General features: G+C 54.8%; 17 protein-coding genes and 2 pseudogenes. 7 read left to right on the top strand and 12 right to left on the bottom strand.

The genetic code is table 11. The annotated features are described in order from the left end of the window. Positions 1–19: 19 nt before the first annotated feature. Positions 20–1,990: an AMP-binding protein gene (locus AB8B75_RS02085; RefSeq protein ID WP_405359467.1), complete on the bottom strand. Its 1,971-nt coding sequence runs from the start codon at positions 1,988–1,990 to the stop codon at positions 20–22. Between the two features lie 237 nt (positions 1,991–2,227). Between AB8B75_RS02085 and AB8B75_RS02090 the strand changes: the two genes are divergently transcribed. Continuing rightward, positions 2,228–4,141, top strand: a complete 1,914-nt coding sequence (locus tag AB8B75_RS02090; RefSeq protein ID WP_405359469.1) for a PAS-domain containing protein — start codon at positions 2,228–2,230, stop codon at positions 4,139–4,141. Further along, positions 4,138–4,839, top strand: a complete 702-nt coding sequence (locus tag AB8B75_RS02095) for a response regulator transcription factor (protein ID WP_405359470.1) — start codon at positions 4,138–4,140, stop codon at positions 4,837–4,839. The genes AB8B75_RS02090 and AB8B75_RS02095 overlap by 4 nt, the downstream gene beginning before the upstream one ends. 196 nt (positions 4,840–5,035) lie before the next feature. On the opposite strand, the pseudogene fdhF reads toward AB8B75_RS02095, so the two are convergent. Then, positions 5,036–7,798, bottom strand: a pseudogene (fdhF, locus tag AB8B75_RS02100) (formate dehydrogenase subunit alpha). 223 nt (positions 7,799–8,021) lie between these two features. Here fdhF and AB8B75_RS02105 point away from each other — a divergent pair. The 3 genes from AB8B75_RS02105 to AB8B75_RS02115 are packed head-to-tail and all read left to right on the top strand — an operon-like array spanning position 8,022 to position 10,362. Continuing rightward, complete coding sequence (locus AB8B75_RS02105) at positions 8,022–8,675, top strand: histidine phosphatase family protein (protein WP_405359472.1); 654 nt, start codon at positions 8,022–8,024, stop codon at positions 8,673–8,675. A gap of 12 nt (positions 8,676–8,687) precedes the next feature. Next, complete coding sequence (locus AB8B75_RS02110; RefSeq protein ID WP_405359474.1) at positions 8,688–9,305, top strand: glutathione S-transferase family protein; 618 nt, start codon at positions 8,688–8,690, stop codon at positions 9,303–9,305. A gap of 1 nt (position 9,306) precedes the next feature. After that, complete coding sequence (locus tag AB8B75_RS02115) at positions 9,307–10,362, top strand: saccharopine dehydrogenase (protein WP_405359476.1); 1,056 nt, start codon at positions 9,307–9,309, stop codon at positions 10,360–10,362. Here the strand turns inward: AB8B75_RS02115 and AB8B75_RS02120 are convergent. Genes AB8B75_RS02120 through AB8B75_RS02140 form a run of 5 tightly spaced genes read right to left on the bottom strand, consistent with a single transcriptional unit; the run spans position 10,359 to position 14,970 of the window. Further along, complete coding sequence (locus AB8B75_RS02120) at positions 10,359–11,090, bottom strand: SDR family NAD(P)-dependent oxidoreductase (protein ID WP_405359478.1); 732 nt, start codon at positions 11,088–11,090, stop codon at positions 10,359–10,361. The genes AB8B75_RS02115 and AB8B75_RS02120 overlap by 4 nt on opposite strands. Next, positions 11,087–11,650 (bottom strand): DUF3833 domain-containing protein, encoded by a 564-nt coding sequence (locus AB8B75_RS02125; protein ID WP_405359480.1) that lies wholly within the window; start codon positions 11,648–11,650, stop codon positions 11,087–11,089. The genes AB8B75_RS02120 and AB8B75_RS02125 overlap by 4 nt, the downstream gene beginning before the upstream one ends. Positions 11,651–11,654: 4 nt before the next feature. After that, positions 11,655–12,890 (bottom strand): MFS transporter, encoded by a 1,236-nt coding sequence (locus tag AB8B75_RS02130; RefSeq protein ID WP_405359482.1) that lies wholly within the window; start codon positions 12,888–12,890, stop codon positions 11,655–11,657. Continuing rightward, the gene (locus AB8B75_RS02135) at positions 12,887–13,645 is read right to left on the bottom strand and encodes a DUF1365 domain-containing protein (protein ID WP_405359484.1); all 759 of its coding nucleotides are present in this window, start codon (positions 13,643–13,645) and stop codon (positions 12,887–12,889) included. The genes AB8B75_RS02130 and AB8B75_RS02135 overlap by 4 nt, the downstream gene beginning before the upstream one ends. Continuing rightward, positions 13,642–14,970: an NAD(P)/FAD-dependent oxidoreductase gene (locus tag AB8B75_RS02140; protein ID WP_405359485.1), complete on the bottom strand. Its 1,329-nt coding sequence runs from the start codon at positions 14,968–14,970 to the stop codon at positions 13,642–13,644. The genes AB8B75_RS02135 and AB8B75_RS02140 overlap by 4 nt, the downstream gene beginning before the upstream one ends. Positions 14,971–15,196: 226 nt before the next feature. On the opposite strand from AB8B75_RS02140, the gene AB8B75_RS02145 reads away from it, so the two are divergent. Then, positions 15,197–15,748, top strand: coding sequence for a sigma-70 family RNA polymerase sigma factor (locus AB8B75_RS02145; RefSeq protein WP_405360166.1), 552 nt, complete (start codon positions 15,197–15,199; stop codon positions 15,746–15,748). Between the two features lie 8 nt (positions 15,749–15,756). Further along, the gene (locus AB8B75_RS02150; protein ID WP_405359487.1) at positions 15,757–16,416 is read left to right on the top strand and encodes a ChrR family anti-sigma-E factor; all 660 of its coding nucleotides are present in this window, start codon (positions 15,757–15,759) and stop codon (positions 16,414–16,416) included. A gap of 4 nt (positions 16,417–16,420) precedes the next feature. Here AB8B75_RS02150 and AB8B75_RS02155 read toward each other — a convergent pair. The 5 genes and pseudogenes from AB8B75_RS02155 to AB8B75_RS02175 all read right to left on the bottom strand — a co-directional run bounded on the left by AB8B75_RS02155 (position 16,421) and on the right by AB8B75_RS02175 (position 21,890). After that, positions 16,421–17,623 (bottom strand): annotated as a pseudogene (locus AB8B75_RS02155) (mandelate racemase/muconate lactonizing enzyme family protein). Continuing rightward, positions 17,520–18,470, bottom strand: a complete 951-nt coding sequence (locus tag AB8B75_RS02160; RefSeq protein WP_405359489.1) for a 2-hydroxyacid dehydrogenase — start codon at positions 18,468–18,470, stop codon at positions 17,520–17,522. The pseudogene AB8B75_RS02155 and the gene AB8B75_RS02160 overlap by 104 nt, the downstream one beginning before the upstream one ends. A gap of 2 nt (positions 18,471–18,472) precedes the next feature. Further along, positions 18,473–19,321 carry a fumarylacetoacetate hydrolase family protein gene (locus AB8B75_RS02165; protein WP_405359490.1) on the bottom strand — a complete coding sequence of 283 codons (849 nt, stop codon included), beginning with the start codon at positions 19,319–19,321 and terminating at the stop codon, positions 18,473–18,475. Between the two features lie 11 nt (positions 19,322–19,332). After that, positions 19,333–21,132, bottom strand: coding sequence for an IlvD/Edd family dehydratase (locus tag AB8B75_RS02170; RefSeq protein WP_405359492.1), 1,800 nt, complete (start codon positions 21,130–21,132; stop codon positions 19,333–19,335). Further along, a complete protein-coding gene (locus AB8B75_RS02175; RefSeq protein WP_405359493.1) occupies positions 21,129–21,890 on the bottom strand; it encodes an SDR family oxidoreductase in 762 nt (253 codons plus the stop codon). Before AB8B75_RS02175 ends, AB8B75_RS02170 begins: the two co-directional genes overlap by 4 nt. Between the last annotated feature and the right edge of the window lie 99 nt (positions 21,891–21,989).

Raw genomic sequence — 21,989 nt, forward strand, 5'->3', positions numbered from 1 at the left:
GCAGCCGAGTGTCGACCCATCATTCCGCCGCCATCTTCTGCGTTACCGCCTGAACCGCAGCCGACCGGACTTCCAATGTTGCCGAGATGGATCCCTTGCGACCGTCTTCATACGTAACTTCTGTCACCGTATCGACGGACGATGACCCATCGTAAAGCGCCGCGATGATGTCGGCATATTTCTCCTCAATGATCCGGCGCCGAACCTTGCGGGTACGGGTTAGTTCACCGTCATCTGCGTCCAATTCTTTATGCAGCACGACAAACCGGTGCACCTGACAGCCAGACAACATATCGTCTAGCGCAACCGATCCGTTCACCTCTTCGACGTGGCTTTGAATAGTGTCCATCACTTGCGGATGCCGCGCCAATTCCTGGTAAGACGCATAGCCTATGTTGTTTCGCTCTGCCCAGTTACCGACTGCTGTGAGGTCAATATTGACAAAGGCCGTGCATTCATCGCGGCCATTGCCAAACACCACAACCTCTAAAATGTTTGGGAAAAACTTGAGCTTATTCTCTACATACTTTGGTGCAAAAAGCGATCCATCCGCCATTTGCCCCACATCCTTGGCCCGATCAATGATCCGCAAGTGGCCCGTATTTTCCTCGATGAAACCCGCGTCGCCTGTCGCCACCCAACCTTCTGCGTCTTTGGTATTTGCGGTGCTCTCAGCATTTTTATAATACTCAACGAACACGCCGGGCGAACGATAGAAAACCTCGCCGTTCTCCGCGATTTTCAACTCTACACCGGGGCAGCAAACACCAACTGTATCGCTGCGCACTTCGCCGTCCGGCTGCGCCGTGATGAAAACGGTTGCTTCGGTCTGGCCGTAAAGTTGCTTAAGATTGATCCCAAGCGAACGATAAAAATCAAAGATCTCCGGCCCAATGGCTTCGCCCGCTGTATATCCCACCCGCACGCGGCTAAAACCCAATGTGTTTTTGAGCGGGCCATAGATGAAAAACTCGCCCAAGCTGTATTTGAACCGATCCCAGAGGCTGACGTTTTCGCCATCAAGGATCGCTGGTCCAACCTTGCGTGCATGCGCCATGCAAATGTCAAAAAGCCATTTCTTGAAACGACCGGCGTCTTCCATCCGGATCATGACATTGGTCAGCTGAGATTCAAAAACCCGAGGCGGCGCAAAGTAATAAGTCGGTCCGATCTCACGCAAATCAGTATGCATGGTATCCGCGCTTTCAGGGCAATTGGTGCAAAAACCCGTCCACATTGCCTGCCCGACAGAGAATATGAAGTCTCCGACCCAGGCCATGGGCAAATAGGCCAGAATATCATCCGTTTGGCGCAAGCCGTCGAACTCCGAGGACGACTTCGAGGTTTCGATCACATTGCGGTTGCTCAGAACCACACCCTTCGGCTTGCCGGTGGTGCCCGACGTGTACAACATCACACAGGTGCTGTCGTAGGTCAGTTTACTTTGCCGTGTGGTGAGTTCTCCCATCAATTCGTCACGCTTTGCGCGGCCCGCATCCTGTACGTGGGCGTATTGATGTAACTGTGCGTGGTCGTATTTGCGTAAACCGCGCGGGTCGAGATAAATCATTTGCTCGAAACTCGGCAGTTGATCCCGAATCTCGATTACCTTGTCGACCTGCTCTTGATCGCCAACGATGACAAATCGAGCGCCGCAATGTTGCAGCACATAAGCCATCTCCTCAGCCACAGCGTCTTGGTAGAGTGGCACTGGAACCGCGCCGACCATCTCGGCCGCGACCATCGCCCAGTATAGCCTGGGCCGATTGCGCCCGATCACCGCAACGAAGTCCCCTTCGACCACTCCCAGATCAAGCAATCCGAGGGCCAGTGCTTCGATCTCTTCAAGAGTGTCCTGCCACGTCCACGCCTGCCAGATACCATATTCTTTTTCGCGATACGCAGGTGCGTTCGCAAACTTCGTGGCGTTACGATGCAGAAGCGCCGGGACGGATTGCGGCCCGTCGGCGCCTTCAGTGCGACTATTCAAGTGTTGTCCTCCCAGACCTTGCCCTTAGCGGACAAGCACAGCTCTTTTCGGCCTTCCTATTAGAAATGCCATTTCCAGATTAAGGTCAACTTTTTCATCATGTTTTCTCAATTCTAACGAATTGTTACATGCAGCAAAATGGCAAGTTAAAATCTCACAAAGCTGATTTTCGTCACCTCATTGCATGTTAAGGTCGATCCGTGCGGCCAGCACAGTATTTGCCCAGTGGAGAGCGTCTTGTCCCTTTCTCAACAACAGACGCAGGAATTGACGGCGGCAGGGCTGAACCTGATCGGTCAAGCGTTGACCATATACGATATTGATCTGAAGCTCGCAGTCTGCAACGCCCCGTTTCAACGCATGTTTGACCTGCCTGCTGAGCTGGTCACACCGGGCGCTAAATTTCAGGATACCATTCGCCATCTGGCGAACCGGGGGGAATATGGAAACGTCGCGGACGTGGAGACCTTTGTCGCGGAACGTGTCGAACAAGCTCGCGCCTTTGAAGTGCACTATATGGAACGCACACGATCCAACGGCCGTGTCATCAGCGTTGAAGGCGCTCCGCTGCCACAAGGAGGTTGGGTTACCGTCTACACAGACATCACCCACACCAAGAAACAAGAGGCCCTTTTGCAGGCCAGATCTGAGGAGCTGTCCGATCAGTTGCACAGCTATGCCGAGGAACTGTCTACAACCAACCGCGCCCTCTCCGCCATGAATGCCGCGCTCGAAGAAACCAAGCGCGCGCTGACCGAAAGCGAGGCGCGCACGCGGCTCACAACTGAAATGATGCCCGCACATATCGCGCATGTGGATAACTCTGGCCACTATACTTATTCAAATCGCCAACTGCACGCGGTCATGCCCGGACGCCCTTCTGACATTTTGGACATGCACATTGCGGATGCGTTGGGACCATCGGCCTACGCCCGTGTGATACCGCATCTTGAAACCGCCTACGCGGGTCGGCCTTCGGTGTTCGAGTTCACGGACGATGTAAGTGCCAGGCGTATCCGTGCGGCATTTACCCCTGATACCCGAGGCGGGGTCTACATACTGTCGATGGATGTGACGGCCGAAATGCAAGCGCGCGTTGCGCTACAGCAAACGAGGCGACGTGCACTGGCCTCGCAGATGACTTCCGGATTGACCCATGATTTCTCAAATCTCCTGACCATTATTCTTGGACTTCAATCAAAACTCATGCGCTTGGAAAACCTGCCGGAACCTGCAGTCGAGTTGGCAGAGGGGACACTTTCGGCAGCTCGGCGCGGTGGCGCGTTGCTTGGCAGTATTGCGGGCATGACCGCGCAGCGCGCTCTGCGACCTGATGTCACTGACTTACATGCCCTCATGCGCGATCTTAGCACTCTGGCAGATCCCACTCTGCCACAAGATGTGCGTCTGTCGGTGGAAAACATCACCCCCAAGTCACCAGTGATGCTGGATGCCGGTATGGCAACTGACAGCCTGCTCAATCTCATCCTTAATGCCCGAGATGCCTGCGGCGTGTCCGGAGAAATCTCCATCAAAGTTGGTCTGGTGCACGACACCTGGATCGAATGGCAAATCACCGATACAGGGCCTGGGTTTTCGGACTCTGCTCTAAGCCATGGGTTCGATCCGTTTTTCACTACCAAAGGTGCCGAAGGATCCGGTTTGGGATTGCCGATGGTCTATGACATGACAAAACTCGCAGGGGGCGATTTACGTCTGGAAAACAATGAGCAAGGGGCATGTGTCACGCTACGGTTGCCCTACAGGCCAGCTGTCGAATTTCGCAAAGGAATGGTCCTGCTTGTCGAAGATCGGGATGATTTGCGCGGACTTTATCGCGACATGCTGACCGACCTGGGCCATTCGGTGATCGAGGCCATAGGTGTTGATGAGGCTAGTGCTTTGTTGGCTGATATTCCGAGCATCACTTTTGTGCTGTCGGATGTGCAACTGGCAAGCGACTCTACCGGCGTCGATCTGGCAAAACGGATCAACGGCAAGGTACCTCTCGTCTTGATGACGTCGTTACCGGTTGATGATCCGCTTTACCTGAGCGCTCAGAAAGCTGCACCGGTTTTGCACAAACCTTTTTCGTCAAAAGACATTGCAGCCCTGCTGGCACCTACCTCAAGCAAGGAGCCAGCCGAATGACGGCACCTCTGGTTTCAATCCTGGACGATGAACCGGCCATTCGCACGATCCTGGAGGAAGCACTGCAGGATGCAGGATTTCGTACGATCTGTTTTGGGCGTGCCCAGGCCTTTACCGCAGCCCTCGCGCATCAAACACCAGACGTTTGTTTGATCGATTTGTCTTTGCCAGATACTGATGGATTGACGCTGGTTCACAAGCTTGCCTTGGAACAGGGCGCGATCGTCATCATCATTTCCGGACGCGCGTTGGTTCAGGACAAAGTCACCGGATTGGAACTTGGCGCGGATGACTACATCATCAAACCATTCGACCCAGCCGAAGTGGTTGCACGGGTCAGAGCCAGGTTAAGAACATCGAAAACAGCTCATTCCGCAAGCCAAATCGCTGAATTCAAAGGGTGGAAGGTGCTCTTTGATCAGTATGTTCTGGAAGATGGAGAGGGTCAGAGGTTTCCGTTTTCTCATGCGGAAGGCGAGGTGCTGCGACTCTTCCTTGAAAACCCCAAACGGTTGATCAGCCGTTCTCAAATGCAGGACCACCTCGGCGGCGCCGCCAGTGAGAGCTTTGATCGCGCAATGGATGTCCGTATTTCAAGGCTGCGCACCAAGCTGTGCGAAGATCCAAAGAATCCGCAATTGATCAAGACGATTTATGGAGCGGGATACATATTTCTGGCTGATGTGGCATGGCACTGAGTTCAACACGAGTGGTAAATGCTAGCCCTGCGGCGAGCTGGAGAACTCTCTACTCCCAGATTTGCGACATGCGAACCGACCCGGACACCATTAGCAGTTTAACTGTCGGACCGGTCCAAGTCGCTTTTGGACATAGCGTTGTTTCTGCGGCCATCCGCTCGGCAACAACACAGCTTTTTCAAGCGGATGCCGGCACCTACTCTGCCGCGACCTGCAACGCTTTTTCCACGCGCACGGCGGAGAACTTGAATTCAGGGATTTTGCCATAGGGATCAACGGCGGGGTTGGTAAGAATATTCGCCGCTGCCTCGACATAGGCAAATGGGACAAAAACCATATCTGGTGAGACCGCACGATCCTCGCGCGCCATAATGGAGATCGACCCGCGTTTTGTGGTCAATTGGACATGCTCACCCGGTGCTACGCCCAGTTTGCGCAATGTGGAGGGGTGAAGAGAGCAGTTCGCCTCCGGCTCCAGTCCATCCAGCACGGTTGATCGGCGCGTCATGGACCCGGTATGCCAATGTTCCAATTGGCGCCCGGTGGTCAGGATCATCGGATAGTCTGCATCTGGCACATCATCCGGCGCAATCACGCTGGCGGGAGTGAACTTCGCGCGCCCATCCGGACGTGGAAATCCTTCGCCGAAAACGATGGCCTGACCGGGATCTTCGGGACTGAGAGATGGGTAAGTTACCGCATTCTGCTCTTCCAGCCGCTCCCATGTTATGTTTTCCAGACTGCGCATGTTGCGCTTCATTTCGGCAAAAACATCCGCAGGGCTTTCATAGGCCCAGCCAAGCCCAAGACGCTTGGCCAGCTCAACCTCAATCCACCAGTCTTCGCGCGCGTCACCGGGAGGGGAGACGGCGGGGCGACCCATCTGAACCTGACGGTTTGTGTTGGTCACGGTACCGGATTTTTCCGCAAAGGCGCTCGCGGGCAGGATCACATCCGCATAGTTTGCGGTTTCCGTGATAAAGATATCCTGCACCACCAGGTGATCGAGCTTGGCCAGTGCCGCCCGCGCGTGTTCGACATCCGGATCCGACATCGCCGGATTTTCGCCCAGAACATACATGCCCTTAATCTTGCCCGCATGCACCGCATCCATGATTTCCGTTACCGTCAAGCCACGCTCATTTGAGAAATCCGCAGAGCCCCATACTTTGGTGAAAGCCGAACGCACGCCATCATCTGTCACGGGTTGGTAGTCCGGCAAGAACATCGGGATTAGACCGGCATCCGAGGCGCCCTGCACGTTGTTTTGCCCGCGCAGAGGGTGCAAACCAGACCCAGGTCGACCCACTTGCCCTGTCATGAGTGCGAGCGAAATCAAACACCGCGAGTTGTCCGTCCCATGAATATGCTGACTAATGCCCATGCCCCAGAAAATCATTGCGGACTTGGCCCCCGCAAAGGTCCGCGCCACATCCCGCAGAACGTCAGGTTCAATGCCGCAAATCGGCGCCATGGCTTCCGGAGAGAAATCCGCCAGATGGGCCTTTTCAGCTTCCCAATTCTCTGTGTAGGCATCGATATACTGTTGATCGTACAGCCCTTCTTCAACGATCGTGTGCATGATTGCATTTAACATCGACACATCCGCACCCGGGCGAAATTGCAGCATGTGGCTGGCGAACCGCTTGAGCGCCTGTCCACGCGGGTCCATCACGATCAGTTTGCCGCCACGTTTGGTAAATTGCTTGAAAAAAGTGGCCGCCACGGGATGGTTTTCAATCGGGTTGCATCCGATGGCGATGGCCACATCCGCGTTTTCGATCTCGTTGAATGTTGCTGTCACCGCGCCCGAGCCCACGTTCTCCATCAATGCCGCAACAGAAGACGCGTGACACAACCGCGTACAGTGGTCGACGTTGTTGTGCCCAAAGCCCTGACGGATCATCTTCTGAAACAGATATGCCTCTTCATTGGTGCATTTCGCCGACCCGAAACCCGCGATCTCACGCCCGCGGCCCTTCATGCCGGCGGCGGCAAAGTCCAGCGCTTCGTCCCAGCTGGCCTCGCGGAAATGCGTTCGCCAATTGCCCGGATCGACGTTCAAACCCTTTTCCGGCGCGTCCTCGCGACGGATCAGGGGTTTGGTCAATCGGTGCGGGTGGTGAATGTAGTCAAACCCAAAGCGTCCCTTGACGCACAACCGCCCTTCATTTGCCGGGCCATTGATCCCGTCGACGTATTTGATCTTGTTGTCCTTGACCTTCAAAGACACCTGACAACCGACTCCGCAGAAGGGGCAAATGCTCTCCACCTCGCGGTCAAAATCGGCACTGTCGCCGACCTGATTTTCATCAACCACAGCCGCGGGCATCAAGGCCCCGGTGGGGCAAGCTTGAACGCATTCACCGCAAGCGACACAGGTGCTGTCGCCCATGGGATCGGCCATATCGAAGGTTGGATAGGAATCGTGTCCGCGCCCGGACATGCCGATCACGTCATTGACCTGCACCTCACGTCAAGCGCGCACGCATAGCCCACATTGAATGCAGGCATCCAGGTTGACGCTCATCGCCACATGACTGTCGTCAAGCAGCGGAATGCGCCCTTCCTCAAGTTTGGGAAAGCGACTTTCCTCAACACCGTTCAGCTCTGCCATATCCCAAAGGTGGCTGGATTTGTCGTGCGACACGTGTTTGTCGGGTTGATCTGTCAGCAGCATCTCAACCACCATCTTGCGGGCGTTTTCCGCACGCGCCGAGTTGGTGGTCACAACCATGCCATCCAATGGCTCACGAATGCACGAGGCCGCCAAAGTGCGCTCGCCTTCAATCTCGACCATACAGGCGCGGCAATTGCCGTCAGGTCGGTAACCTGGCGCAGGTTTATGGCACAGGTGTGGGATAATCAGGCCCCGACCATTTGCCACTTCCCAAATCGTCATACCGGCTTCGGCCTGAACTTCCTGGCCGTCCATCGTAAAGGTAATTTTGTCGGACATGCCGGTGCGCCTCCTGAGTTTCTCGCGTTAGCATATAGCGCAGACAGCCAACGCAGGACACTAATCCCGACATATCGGGCTGGATTTCCGCCAGATGTGTTTCCCATTGGAACGCCGTGTCGCGCATCTACGACCCAAGTGAAAATCTCGGCTGTCGTTGCAAGGTCCCCTTTCCACCGCGAGGGGCCTCGCCTACTAAGACGGTACGCAACCGAAAGCACATATGTCCCACATCACTCTCATCCGGCACGGTCAGGCCAATTCCGGCGCACAGGACGAAGCCAGTTACGACAAACTCAGCGCTCTGGGTCACCAGCAATCAGCATGGCTGGGCAAGCATTTACGTGCTCAAAACCAACATCACACCCGCCTCTATACTGGGACGCTCAAACGCCATATCGAGACGGCACAATCCATGGAGATCGACCTTGAACCGGTCAGGGACGCGCGTCTCAACGAGTTGGAATACCTGACACTTGCCCGCGCATTGGAACGGGAACACGGGGTGCCTTTCCCTAATGATCAGGCTGCGTTCACCTCGCATCTACCACTGGTTTTTGCAGCCTGGCAGCGCGATGAGATAACGGATGCCCCAGAACGCTTTTCCGACTTTGAAAACCGCGTTTGGGAGGTCATGATCGAAATCGCAGACGGGGATGGCCCGGCACTCGTGGTCACGTCCGGCGGATTAATATCGATGGCGATGCGCCATGTTCTGCGGCTGGACATTCAGGCGATGGCGCAGATGGCTTTGGCGATCTACAATACGTCTCAACACCGGCTTTTTCCAATTGGCGGCACATTGTCGCCCACGATGTTCAATGCAATACCTCATCTGGAAAACCCGGACCGTCACTATGCCCAGACACATGTCTAAAAGGATACTTTGATGCGCCTTTATTATGCTCCTGGCACCATTGCCGTTGCCTCAATCATTGCCCTTGAAGAGGCAGGATTACCCTACGACCCTGTGCGGGTTGATTTCCAATCCGGCGAACAGTCCAAGCCCGCCTATCTCGCCATCAACCCGAAGGGGCGCGTTCCAGCTTTGCAAACCGATGATGGTGCATTTCTGACCGAAACCGGTGCAATCCTCGAATACATCGCAGCTCTTGCACCCCACGCGGGGTTAATACCGTCGGATCCCTTGCGCGCCGCACAAATGCGCAGCGTGATGCATTACCTTGCGGCGACAATGCACGTGAACCACGCCCATAAAAAACGCGGTCATCGTTGGGCAGACCAGCAATCCAGCTTTGATGACATGACGGCCAAGGTGGCGCAGACCATGACAGAAAGTGCACGGTATTTTACCAACGAATGCCTGCAAGGCGATTATGTGCTGGGAGAGCACTTTTCGCTGGTGGACCCGCACGCTTTCATGTTGTGCAACTGGCTCGAAGGAGACGGTGTGGACATAAACGATTTTCCCGAAATACAAGCGTTTCTGATGCGGATGAAAGAGCGGCCTTCGGTCAAATCCGCTGTGGCACAAGGAATGCTCTGACGTGGTGCACCTCTGGCTGCGGGCGGAACAGCGCGACAATGAAACCAGGGTCGGTCTGACACCTAAAGGGGCGAAGGCGCTGCGGGCTGCGGGGATACAGGTGAGCGTGGAACGTTCTGGCGCGCGCGTGATCCCCGACGCGGATTACGCGCAAGCTGGCTGCATCATGGTTCCCAGCCATACTTGGTGCGACGCACCTAGAGACGCCATCATCTTTGGCCTCAAGGAATTGCCCGAGGACGGCACCGCCCTGCCGCACCGCCACATCATGTTCGGACATGCGTTCAAGGGGCAGCCTTCTGGTCTGCGTTTGTTACAGCGTTTCAAAACAGGCGGCGGCACGCTTTTGGATCTCGAATACCTGACAGATGACACAGGCCGAAGGCTGGCCGCTTTTGGCTATTGGGCCGGATATGCCGGAGCGGCGGTGGCCTTGAAATGCTGGGCAGCACAACAGAATGGCAAGATCGCAGGACCGATTGCGGCCTATGATAGCTCGCCGCATCTGCTCGCAGATCTACAATCGGACCTTGTCGCAACAGGTAGTCATCGACCCAACGGGCTGATCATCGGAGCCTTGGGCCGTGTTGGCACGGGGGTTGCCGATCTGTGCACGGCCATGGGCGTCGCAACCACCAAATGGGACATGGCCGAGACATCAACTGGCGGACCTTTCCCAGAAGTCCTTGCGCATGATTTACTCTTCAATTGCGTTCTTGCCCGAGCTGGGACCCCGGTTTTTGTTCCGGCTGATGCACCGTCGCGAGTACGCCAATTGCGCGTCATCGCCGACATTGCGTGCGACCCAGATAGCGATTTTTCACCGATCAAAGTGTATGATCGCGCAACCACGTGGGAGGAACCGGCGCTGCGCGTTCACAAAACCCCGATACTGGATGTCACTGCGATTGACAACTTGCCTTCAATGCTCCCGCTGGAAAGCAGCGAAGACTACGCCGAACAGCTACTACCCGTGCTCATGCAATTGGCCGATCCGTCGGCCGCCGTATGGTCCCGCGCGGCGATGATTTTTACGGATCACATCGCCCGACTCTAAGAAAATATGCGGTAGTAAAGCCAGTCTGGTAAGAATTGACTGCCGCGAAATACCCACGAAAAAACACGTGGAAAACTGACCTTGAACCGCTTGGTGTTCATCTGTTTGAACATCTCTTCAGCCGCCGCCTCCGGCGTCATGATGAATGGCATTTTGAAGTCATTCTTTTCGGTCAGCTGTGTTTTGATAAAACCCGGATTGGAGACTTGCACTTGTATTCCAGTGCCACGCAAATCGGCATACATGCACTCGGCCAGAGACATCGTGCCCGCTTTTGATGCGGTGTATCCAATGGATCCCGGAAGTCCGCGAAAACCACTCAAGCTACCCGTGATCATAATATGGCCTGCGTCACGGTGCACCATGCCCGGCACCACGACACCCATAACGCGCAAAAGACCTGTAAAGTTGATGTCAGCCATCGCAGTGGCTTGATCATAGTTCCATTCCTGTGCGCCAAAAGGCCAGTACACACCGGCAAGAAACACCACGCCATCCACCAGCCCAATTGTATCAGCTGCGTCCTTGACGCTCTGATCGTCTGAAACATCCATCGTTTGATAGGACGCTTCATTGGGTAGCGCGTCGACCAGGTCTTTAAGCTTGTGTTCGGATCGCGCAGAGACAATCACATGCGCGCCGGCCTGGCTGAGCCGATGGGCAAGAGCAGCACCCAAACCATCGCCGGCTCCAACGAGCCAATAGCGTTTGCCCGTCCAGTTTCTCACGTTGCATCTTTCGGGCGCATTGTCGCCACCAGCTCGGCAACTTTGATGCCGAACTTGCGAAACTGAGAGCGGTTCATGATCGTACCGTTGGGTGTCAAGTACATCCAGTCCACCGTGCTGAGGACATGTCCTCCAGAGGCAGCAGGCAGTTTGATATCATAGTTGAGTTTCACAGCAGGGCCAGTCTGACGGCCCGCTCCTTCGCCAATCACGTCGTCTGCTGATGCACGAATGGACCCGTTTTCGGCGATGGTCAGGTGCCATTCGCGGTTTTGTGTGCTGCCGTCGTCATAAGTGAATCGTTCTTTGAGCGACCCCTTGTCGCCCTCCCAAGACCCTTCGAAATCGGCAATGAACCTGCTGCTGACACGGCCAAAAGGTCCAAATATCACGCCTTCGCAAACAATCGGGCCGTTGAGATGTTTGCGCACATCAAATTCCGGACCTGCGTCTTCATAATCTTCCGGTTTCTGGGCAATGAAACCTATGTTTTTGCGAAACAACCAGACGCCCAGCATCCCAAGCACCACTCCGCAAAGCAAATAAAACAAGGCACCCATGGCTTCAGACCTCTCTCAAATTCGTCATCGCCAGCAGAGCAATTGCGACAACTTTCAATCCGCAAGGCACTGCGGCATACAAAAACGCCAGCAACGCCAACGCTTCTGGCGTGTTCATCGCGCCTGCGCCACTTTCGAAACCTGCCAAATCCAAAACTGGCAACAAGCTCACGGCGGCAAACGCCAACGTCAGCTTGGAGACAAATGACCAAAGGCCAAATCCTTCGGCAGCAGATGGAGAAATTTGCGCCATTCGATTGGCAAAGATGGCTGGTAACAAGGTCAAATCCGCACCAAGCGTGGCGCCCGACGCCAGACATATAAATGCGAAAAACGCCCAATCACCCGGTCCAAGCGTTAAAGTAACGCCAAAAGAGGCGATGGCCAGCACCATGGCCGTGATCAGCACGTTCCGCGCACCAAAACGTTCAGCCATTTTACCCCAGAAAGGCGCTGCAATTGCTGCGGAAAGAAAAAACAACAACAGCAGAGGGCCTTCATATCCCGGCGCCTCCAGACGGCTTTCCACAAAGAACAGAAAAAGGGTCGAGCTTACGGCAACAGGGGCTGCGTTGATCAGAGCAATCAACAACAATCGACGGGCCAAAGGATCCTTGAGAACTACACCGAAGCCAGTAGCGGCAGCGATTCCTTTGGTGCGCCACTCGCTCCGCATTCCCACAGCCGCAACAACAGCGAGAATGGCAAAGCCAACCGCAAACCCAGCGAAAGGCGCGGACATGAAAGAGGCCAAGGCGATCGGCGCCACCGACGCGGCGCAAACCCCTAAGAGCGCGCCACTTTCACGCCAACGGGCAAGTCGCAAGTGACCTTGGCCCGTCATTTGCGTACCTTTCGAAACACCCTGTGCGTAGAAATTTATCGTCAGGAAGCTGAACGCCGAAAACACCAGGGTCAGAGTAAGCGCGAACCAGACAAGAGGCGGCAACATGGGCGGGACAGCAAAAAGGCCCAACATTGCAATTGCAATGACAGCGCAGCCAATAGCCACAGCAAGGCGACGATGGTCCCGTAATCGTTCGGAGAGTTTGCCCAACAGAGGGTCCTGGACAACGTCGATCAGGCGCAAGGCGAACAGAACTGCGCCAAGGGCCGCAAGAGAGACACCATATTCATCCAGATAGAACTTTGGCGCATGGATATAGATCGGCAACCCGGCAGCGGCCAGCAAAGCCGCGAAGAGAGAATAGGCGGGCAGACGCTCGGTTTCCTGTGTCACCGAGACACCTCTTTTTCCGGCGGCGTCGGCCGTGCCCGGTAGCTGGCCCCTTTGAACCAAAGTTTGAGCGCTTGCCAGTGGATCAGCGCCAACACACGGCGTGCTCCAAAAGGACGACGCAACGCGAACCCAAGGATCGCGCGATTGGTCAGCGGTTTGCGTTTTCCAGTCAGAGTGGCGATGAGCCCACCCTCGCCACGGGAATAATCGATCCAGATGCCGATACGTGCGTCAGTAATGTCAAAGCGGAATGCATACCCACCACCCACCGGTTGAAACGGGGACACATGAAAAATCTTGTTGGCCGTCAAAGTATCACCAGGCGCAATCACGCGCAAATCGGGATGGTAGCAAAGATAGCTATGGCGATCGCCAAAAGTATTGCTGACCTCAGCAATGACTGTGATCAGCGCATCATCATCGCGCCTGCACAGCCAGAAACTGACCGGATTGAAAACATGACCCAACGTTCGCGGCTGCGCCAGCAATTCGATCTTGGAAACACCAGTAATCTGATGCTGTTCGAGCACGTCCCGAACCCACTCAGCCCCACGTCCCGCCTTGGGGGGCCCGCCATGGTCGGTATCATGCAAAGATGTAAGACTTGGACCGTTGCGCGCAAATAGTCTTGGTGCTTTCACTTCAGCTTCAGCATCCAGCAATACGTAGTCTACAGAATAGCGAAAGGCGTTCTCAACCGCTCCCTTGCGACCATGGAAGGTTTGGCCGGCGATATGATCGACGGTCAGACTCATTCGGCAGCGACTCTTTCGTGTGCGAAACTGCGCAATGACTGAACTACATCCACTGCGCTGCTTAACCCGTCTTCGTGGAAACCGTTCTTCATCCATGCGCCACAAAACCAGGTGTTACGTGCGCCATTGAATGCTTGGATGTCTTTTTGTGCGCCCAAGGCTGCTAAGTCGAAGACGGGGTGGCGCAGGGTCACGCTATCGTAAATCAGCTCGTCGCGGATGGTGCGCTTTGTGTTCAGCGTCACAAAATGCAGATCGTCGTGTGGGATGGGTTGAAGAGAATTCATCCAATAGGTCAAATCAATCCGGTCGCTTTGGGCCGCTTTGTCTTCCGTATAAACCCAACTCGCCCATGTCTTGCGACTTTTGGGCATTACATTGGTGTCGCGGTGCAGCACAATATCGTTGGGTTGATAGGCAATGGCACCCAAGGATTTTCGTTCCCGTTCGGATGGGTCTGCCAGCAGGCGCAATGAATCGTCCGAGTGCGTGGCAAAGATAACATGATCATAAACTTCAGATTCGCAGGCCTCAGCTCGGACGATGACATGGCCGGCTGCCCGTTCGACTGAACGAACTGCGGTGCCCAATCGAAGACCACAGCCGGCACTTTTCAATGCTGCTTCCAGCCTGCTGACATATTGAATCGAACCGCCCTGAACAGTGTACCATTGGTGCTGCCCGTATACCCCAAGAAGGCCGTGGTTTTTGAAGAACTGCACCATCGCATGCGCCGGAAAATCCAAGATTTTCCGAGCAGGAGTCGACCAGATCGCGCCAGAGAGCGGCAACAAATAGTAGTCACGAAACCAGTCGCCGCTACCCAGTTTCTGCAAAAAACCGCCAAGAGTTAGGCTGCTGTCTTGTGCAATCTGTTCCGCATGTTTGTTGAACCGTAGAATATCACGCACCATTCCCAGAAAGGCAGGAGACACGGCATTGCGACGCTGAGCAAACAAAGCATCCAACGACGACAGCGCATATTCCAGACGACCGCCGTCAATCGAAGCACCAAAACTCATGCTCGACTTGACCACTGGCACATCAAGTTGATCAAACAAGGCGGTCATAAAAGGATAGTTCTGCCGGTTGAATACAATGAACCCCGTATCCACAGGTTGATCGCCGTTCTTTCCGGCCATCACCGTTCTAGCGTGTCCTCCCAGCCGATTTTCGCAGTCGTAAAGCGTTACCTGGTGGGTCTTGCTCAACATCAAAGCAGCCCCCATTCCTGAAATGCCACCCCCGATGATTGCTATTTTTTGAAATTGATCTGCCGTTTTCTGATGCGCAAAAGCACCTGTGGTCAAGGCTTCGAAGGGCATTATTGATAGTTCCAGATTTCCAGACGTTGTTCACCGTATACGAAGCGCGTGGCAAAGTGGATGTATTTGCAGCACACAAAGTTTTTTTGATCTGGTTGCGGTGATGCGGCGTAGTAGATGCATGTTAACCTTGAGCGACAAAGATAGTGAAAGTGGGAATGCGGCAAGCGCTTTGGCGCGAGCCGTGATGGTTATGTCGCGCCCTAATAACTTTAAGCGAGATTTCGTGACTTCAAAGGCTGGATCAAAACGTCTGCTGTGGGTTGATCACGTGGTGCGGATCAGAGATCACAAGGATAAGGCGGCCTTCGCCGAGTTGTTCTCTCATTTTGCACCGCGCGTGAAGGGGTTCTTGATCAAATCCGGCGCGGACGCATCTTTGGCGGAGGAATGCGCTCAAGATGTAATGGTAGCGTTGTGGCACAAGGCGCATCAATTTGATCCATCGCGCGCCTCCGTAGCGACGTGGATTTTCACGATAGCACGTAACCGGAAAATTGACATTTTGCGCAAACAGCGCCGGCCGGATCCTGAGGATCTGACTTGGGGCCCGGAACAAGAACCAGACCAGACAGACGTGCTGGCACTGCAACAAGAAACGGAAAGACTTGGCACGGCATTATCCAAATTGCCGGAAGCCCAGAGGGAGTTGATCGAAAAGGCGTATTTCGGGGACCTTACACATAGCGAAATCGCAGCTCAAACCGGTCTGCCACTTGGCACGATCAAATCCAGAATTCGATTGGCGCTGGAACGCTTGCGCCACACAATGAAGTGAAGAGTGAAATGACTGATAAAATCAATCACCATTTGAGTGATGCAGTGTTAATGGCGTATTCTGCGGGCACGCTGTCAGAGGCCTTCAATCTGATGGTTGCAACTCACGTGTCGCTCTGTGACAGTTGCCGTGCGCGGGCCGAAAGCTATGATGCTGTGGGCGGCGAAGTACTCGACCAAATAGCCGAATTTGACGTGTCCCCTCTCGATCAAAACAGTTTTGAAGCAACGCTGAATTTGATCGCAGGCGGTACAATAGACGCCCCGAAGGCAGCAGAAAATTCATGCAACGTCTTGCCGGAACCACTGCGTGATTATGTCGGAGGCGATTTGAATGCGGTGCGTTGGAAGCCCGTGGGCATGGGCGTCAAGCAGGCGATCCTGACAACGTCCAAAGACGCGTCAGCACGCCTTTTGCTCATCCCCGCAGGAATGGCGATGCCGGATCACGGTCACCATGGGACAGAAATGACCATGGTTCTGAAAGGGGCGTTCCAGGATAAGGACGGCTATTTCGCGAGAGGTGATGTCGAAATTGCCGACAGCGACATGCACCATACGCCTGTTGCTGACATTCATGAGGATTGCATCTGTCTGGCCGTCACTGATGCACCACTTCAGTTTGACGGGTTGATCCCGAAAATTGCACAGCGTTTTTTGCGGATTTAGTGGCTCAGAGACGCACCTCGAACGGCGCGAGCTGAGACCAGTCAAACGTCACCCCGATGCCTGGCACATCAGGTGCAACAGCCTCGTGGTTTTGAACAACTAGGGGTCGCGTCGTGTAGCGGTCGATAGGGAAACTGTGCACTTCCAGCCATCCACCATGAGGTTGCGAAGATACCAGGCTGACGTGCAACTCCTGCATGCCATGGCTGCAAACCGGAATTTTCTTGGCACGTGCTAACGCGGCGACCTACAACCACCCGGTGACACCGCCGCAATTCGAGGCATCCGGCTGGATAAAACCAAGGTCGCCTTGCGCCAGCGCCATTTCAAACTCGTAGATTGTGTGCAAGTTTTCGCCCTGCGCTACAGCGATGCCTGTCGCCCGCGTAATCTCAGAAAACCCTTTGTAGTGATCCGGGAGTATGGGTTCTTCGAACCATAGAATATTCTGGTCTTTGACGGCGAGAGCCAGTGAAATCGCCTGCTTCACTGTCATGGAATAATTCGCATCAATCATGAACGCTGTATCTGGTCCGATCTGGTCTCGAACGGCCCGTATACGCGCCACATCCTCGGCCTCGGTGGGTTGTCCAATCTTGATCTTCACGCCGTTCAGCCCGGCATCCAGATAGCTTTGCACGTGGGTCAGCAGTTTTGGCAGGGGATACGCCAGATCAATTCCGCCACCGTAGGCTTTGCATGAGTTGCCCGCACCGCCCGCAACTTGCCACAATGGTTGGCCTGCTGCTTTGCATCGCAAATCCCATAACGCAATGTCGACCGCAGATATTGCAAAGCTCACAATACCGCCGCGTCCGACATAATGCATGTGCCACTGCATAGCATCATAAAGCGCTTCGATGTCTTCGAAATCCTGCCCTTCCAGAAAGGGGGCAAGATCGTGTTCAATCATCGCCGCCGTGGCGTGCCCGCCGCGCCCGCCATTGTAGGTATACCCGGTTGCCACGCGCCCATCTTCCAAGGTCACAGTCGCTGTGATCAGGTGAAAATGGCTGTGGCTGCCGTGTTTGGCATCCACCAGAACCTCATCCAGTGGCACATTGAACATGCGCGCTTTCACTGAGGCGATCTTGGTCATGGCATCACATGTCTGCGCACTCGGGCACCGGGCTGATGACAGTGCCGTCTTCGAGATGCTGCAACAGGTTGTCCACCGTGAGTGCGCCCATGGCCGCGCGCGTTTCATTTGTACCGCTGCCAACGTGTGGGAGTAAAACCACATTGCTGAGAGCGCGCAGAGCTTCGGGAACTTGCGGTTCCTGTTCAAAAACGTCCAACCCGGCCCAACCCAAGCGTCCGTCTTGCAAGGCCGAAATCATCGCTTCCTCATCTACAACCGACCCACGGCTGACATTGATCAATGTCCCTTGCGGCCCGAGGGCATCCATGACCTCGCTGTTTACGATCTTATTGGTCGATGGACCGCCCGGCGTAATGCAAATCAGCGTATCCACATCGCGCGCCATATCTGTCAGATTGTCGTAGTATTTATAGTCGACATCTTTTTTGCTGCGCGAGTGATACACAATCGTGGTGCCGAATGGGGCCAGCTTGTCGGCAATTGCCTGACCAATCCGACCCAGTCCCAGAATGCCAACGGTTTGCCCATCCGCTGAGCGTGTCAACGGCGCGTTGCCTTCAGTTTCCCAACGGCCAGATCTGACATATGCGTCATCGCGCAGAACTTCCCGGTAACACGCAAGCATCAACAAAACTGCAGTGGTCGCAACTTCGGCGTTCAGCACATTGGGCGTATGCGTCACGACAACACCTTTGGCCTTTGCAGCACCTGTATCAATGGCGTCGTAGCCCACACCGTAGCAGCTGATAGCTTTCAGGTTTGGCATCGCCGCCATAAATTCAGGTTTCACGCCGTCATGGCCATTTGTGGCGATATAGCTGATGGATGCCCCGTTTTCAGCCAGCCATGCCTGCGGATCATCCATGTCCTTGGTTTTATGGATGGTGAATTTTGCGCTGAGACGTTCCAGCATGATGTCGGTTGCACCGCCGATGAGAAATAGATCAGACATTTTTATGCATCCTCTGTGACTGTCTGGCGCTGATGCCCCAGACCTTCGATTGTCAATTCCATCACATCGCCTTTTTTCAGGTAGACGGGATTTGGTTTCATGCCCATGCCAACACCGGGCGGCGTACCGGTGGTGATGACATCTCCCGGGTGCAGGGTCATCAATCCAGACAAATGCTCAATGATTTCGGCAACGCTGAAGATCATCGTCGACGTGTTGCCAGTCTGCATGCGCTTGCCGTTTACATCGAGGCTCATCGCCAGACTTTGCGGATCCGCCACTTCGTCGCGTGTCACCAGCCAGGGTCCGGTCGGCCCGAAGGTGTCGCAGGATTTGCCCTTGGTCCACTGTCCCGTGAGCTGCGTTTGGAAATGCCGTTCGGACACGTCGTTGACGACACAATACCCCGCAACGTGGTTCAACGCGTCTTCCTTGCTAACGTACTTTGCGGTGGTGCCAATCACCACACCGAGTTCGACCTCCCAGTCGGTATTGGTGGACCCGCGCGGCATTGACACATCGTCGTTGGGACCCACGATGGCTGAATTGGCTTTGAAAAACAAAATTGGGTGCTCAGGTATCGCTGCGCCTGTTTCCGCTGCGTGATCGGAATAATTCAACCCGATACAGAGGAATTTGCCAATGCTGCCAACGCATGCGCCGATGCGTGGGGTGCCCTCGACTGCGGGCAGGCTGGCCGGATCGATGGCGCGCAGTTTTTCCAATCCAGCATCGGACAAGGTGCCGCCTGAAATATCACTGACATGTGCGGACAGATCGCGCAGCACACCATTTCCGTCCAACATACCGGGTTTTTCTGCGCCCATGGCACCGTAACGAACAAGTTTCATTTGTCTTCCTCTTAGTGGTTGTCACGCGGCATGAACTTGCGCGCAATATCTTGATATTTGTCGGCATCTTCCAGAATCATACCCTGATCGAACCGACCAACTTTCTCGCGGAAATACTGTTGCCATGGTGACTGGCTTTCCGGAGCGTCATAGCCTCCTGCAGCCTCGAATGCGCGTGCGCGTTCGGCTAATTCATCCAAAGGCACCAACATATCTGCCGTGCACTTGTTCAGATCAATCCGTACGGTGTCCCCGGTCTGCAACAGTGCAAGCCCACCGCCAGCCGCCGCCTCAGGCGACGCGTTCAAAATCGATGGGCTGCCAGATGTGCCAGACTGACGACCATCGCCAACGCACGGCAATGCCTCTACGCCTTGCTTGAGCAGGTAAGAAGGCGGTCGCATGTTCACCACCTCAGCACCCCCCGGGTACCCTTTGGGGCCAGCGCCACGCATGAACAGCACGCAGGATTCATCAATATTCTCAGCAGGGTCGTCAATGCGGTGGTGAAAGTCTTCCGGGCCATCGAAAACCACGGCACGGCCCTCAAATGCATTTATGTCATCAGGTTTCGAAAGGTATTTTGCGCGGAAGTTCGGGCTGATCACACTGGTTTTCATGATTGCGCTGTCGAAAAGGTTACCTGTCAGATTGATGAAACCCGCCTGCGGCTTCAACGGGTCCGACACCGATTTGATTACCTTGGTATCCGCGCTGCGCTGTGCGGCACAGTTCTCGCCCATCGTCTTGCCATTCGCTGTCATCGCATCCGGATGCGGCAACAACCCGGCGCTGATCAACTCGCCGACCACTGCAGGAACACCGCCTGCGTGCTGATAATCCTCGCCTAAATACTCACCCGCAGGCTGCAGATTCACCAAGAGAGGCACATCGTGACCGATCTGTTGCCAATCGTTGTTGTCCAATGGAACGTCCAGATGTCGTGCGATCCCGTTGAGATGGATCGGGGCATTTGTGGATCCACCAATAGCGGAATTGATGACGATCGCATTCTCGAAAGCTTCTCGCGTCATGATTTCTGAGGGACGCAAATCCTCCCAGACCATATCGACGATCCGGCGGCCGGTTTCATAGCTGATCTGGCCCCGTTCCCGATAGGGCGCAGGAATGGCTGCTGATCCTGGCAATTGCATACCCAAAGCTTCCGCCAGTGAATTCATCGTTGTCGCGGTACCCATGGTGTTGCAGTACCCCACAGAGGGCGCCGAAGACGCGACCAGTTCCATAAACCCGTCATCATCGATCTCACCTGCCGCCAACATCTCGCGCGCTTTCCACACGATCGTACCGGATCCAGTGCGTTCGCCCTGGAACCAACCGTTAAGCATGGGTCCGACAGATAGAGCCACCGCCGGGATGTTCACGGTTGCCGCCGCCATCAAAAGCGCCGGCGTGGTCTTGTCACAGCCGATATTCAAGACAACCCCGTCGAGCGGGTAGCCAAACAGCGTCTCTACCAAAGAAAGATAGGCAAGGTTCCGATCCAACATCGCGGTCGGGCGTTTGCCGGTTTCTTGTATCGGGTGCACGGGTACTTCAATACATGTACCACCTGCGGCGATGATGCCGTCGCGCACCCTTTTGGTGAGTTCCAAATGGTGCCGATTGCATGGGCTCAGATCACTACCGGTTTGGGCAATGCCAATGATCGGTTTGCCAGACTGCAACTCTCCGCGCGTCAGGCCATAATTCAGGTAGCGTTCGAGATAAAGCGCGGTCATCTCTGGATTGTCCGGGTTCATGAACCATTTGCGTGACCGCAAGTCTTCGATGCCGATTTTCTTTTTCATTGGCCTGACCAACCCCCGTCAATGATGTGAGGATGCCCCGTTGTAAACGCGCTTTCATCACTGGCGAGATACACAACAAGCGCAGCAATTTCCGCTGCTGTCGCCACACGGCCCATAGGCTGTCGGGAAACGAACTGAGTCATGGCTTCTTCCTTGCTTCCCAATTTTTCCCCCAAAGCGTCCACGCGGTCATGCCAACTGGGACTTTCCACTGTGCCGGGACAAATTGCATTACACCTGATGCCCTGTGCCACATAGTCCAGGGCGACAGATTTCGTCAAACCGATCACTGCTGCCTTGGTCGTGCCATAGATAAACCGGTTCGGCGCACCGATCACAGACGAACAAGCCGATGACATGTTGATGATCGATCCCTGCCCGCGCTCCAGCATACCTGGCAGAGCCGCACGAATGGTGCGCAGCATCGAACGTACATTCAGATTCATCGCGAAATCCCAATCGTCGTCCGTTGCATCAAGCACCGTGCCGTGATGCACAAAGCCAGCGCAGTTGAACAATACATCCGGTTGCGCCCGAGTAACGCCGTCAATAACGCTTCTATCATCCAAAGCATTTAATTCGAAAATTTCGATATTTTCGTGATTCCCATCTCGAATCGTGGAAAGCGCTACCATGTTCACGTCTGTTGCGAACACCTGAGCGCCCTCTGCGGCCATTGCAATCGCGCTCGCGCGACCGATCCCCTGACCCGCGGCGGTAACCAACGCGCGCTTCCCTTTAAGTCTTTGCCCTGACATAATAATCCCCCCTTGGACCAGCGCCAATCTTCTTGCATGGCTCGACGATGAACCAGTCAAAGAAGTGCATCAATATCGCTGACTTCATAAAAAACTTCC

It is taken from the genome of Roseobacter sp. (assembly GCF_045106495.1).
Classification (GTDB): domain Bacteria; phylum Pseudomonadota; class Alphaproteobacteria; order Rhodobacterales; family Rhodobacteraceae; genus Roseobacter.

Coding starts and splice junctions, on each gene's coding strand:
- AB8B75_RS02095 (WP_405359470.1), top strand. CDS start 4,138: ATGACGGCACCTCTGGTTTCAATCCTGGACGATGAACCGGCCATTCGC.
- AB8B75_RS02105 (WP_405359472.1), top strand. CDS start 8,022: ATGTCCCACATCACTCTCATCCGGCACGGTCAGGCCAATTCCGGCGCA.
- AB8B75_RS02110 (WP_405359474.1), top strand. CDS start 8,688: ATGCGCCTTTATTATGCTCCTGGCACCATTGCCGTTGCCTCAATCATT.
- AB8B75_RS02125 (WP_405359480.1), bottom strand. CDS start 11,650: ATGGGTGCCTTGTTTTATTTGCTTTGCGGAGTGGTGCTTGGGATGCTG.
- AB8B75_RS02135 (WP_405359484.1), bottom strand. CDS start 13,645: ATGAGTCTGACCGTCGATCATATCGCCGGCCAAACCTTCCATGGTCGC.
- AB8B75_RS02140 (WP_405359485.1), bottom strand. CDS start 14,970: ATGCCCTTCGAAGCCTTGACCACAGGTGCTTTTGCGCATCAGAAAACG.
- AB8B75_RS02150 (WP_405359487.1), top strand. CDS start 15,757: ATGACTGATAAAATCAATCACCATTTGAGTGATGCAGTGTTAATGGCG.
- AB8B75_RS02160 (WP_405359489.1), bottom strand. CDS start 18,470: ATGTCTGATCTATTTCTCATCGGCGGTGCAACCGACATCATGCTGGAA.
- AB8B75_RS02165 (WP_405359490.1), bottom strand. CDS start 19,321: ATGAAACTTGTTCGTTACGGTGCCATGGGCGCAGAAAAACCCGGTATG.
- AB8B75_RS02170 (WP_405359492.1), bottom strand. CDS start 21,132: ATGAAAAAGAAAATCGGCATCGAAGACTTGCGGTCACGCAAATGGTTC.
- AB8B75_RS02175 (WP_405359493.1), bottom strand. CDS start 21,890: ATGTCAGGGCAAAGACTTAAAGGGAAGCGCGCGTTGGTTACCGCCGCG.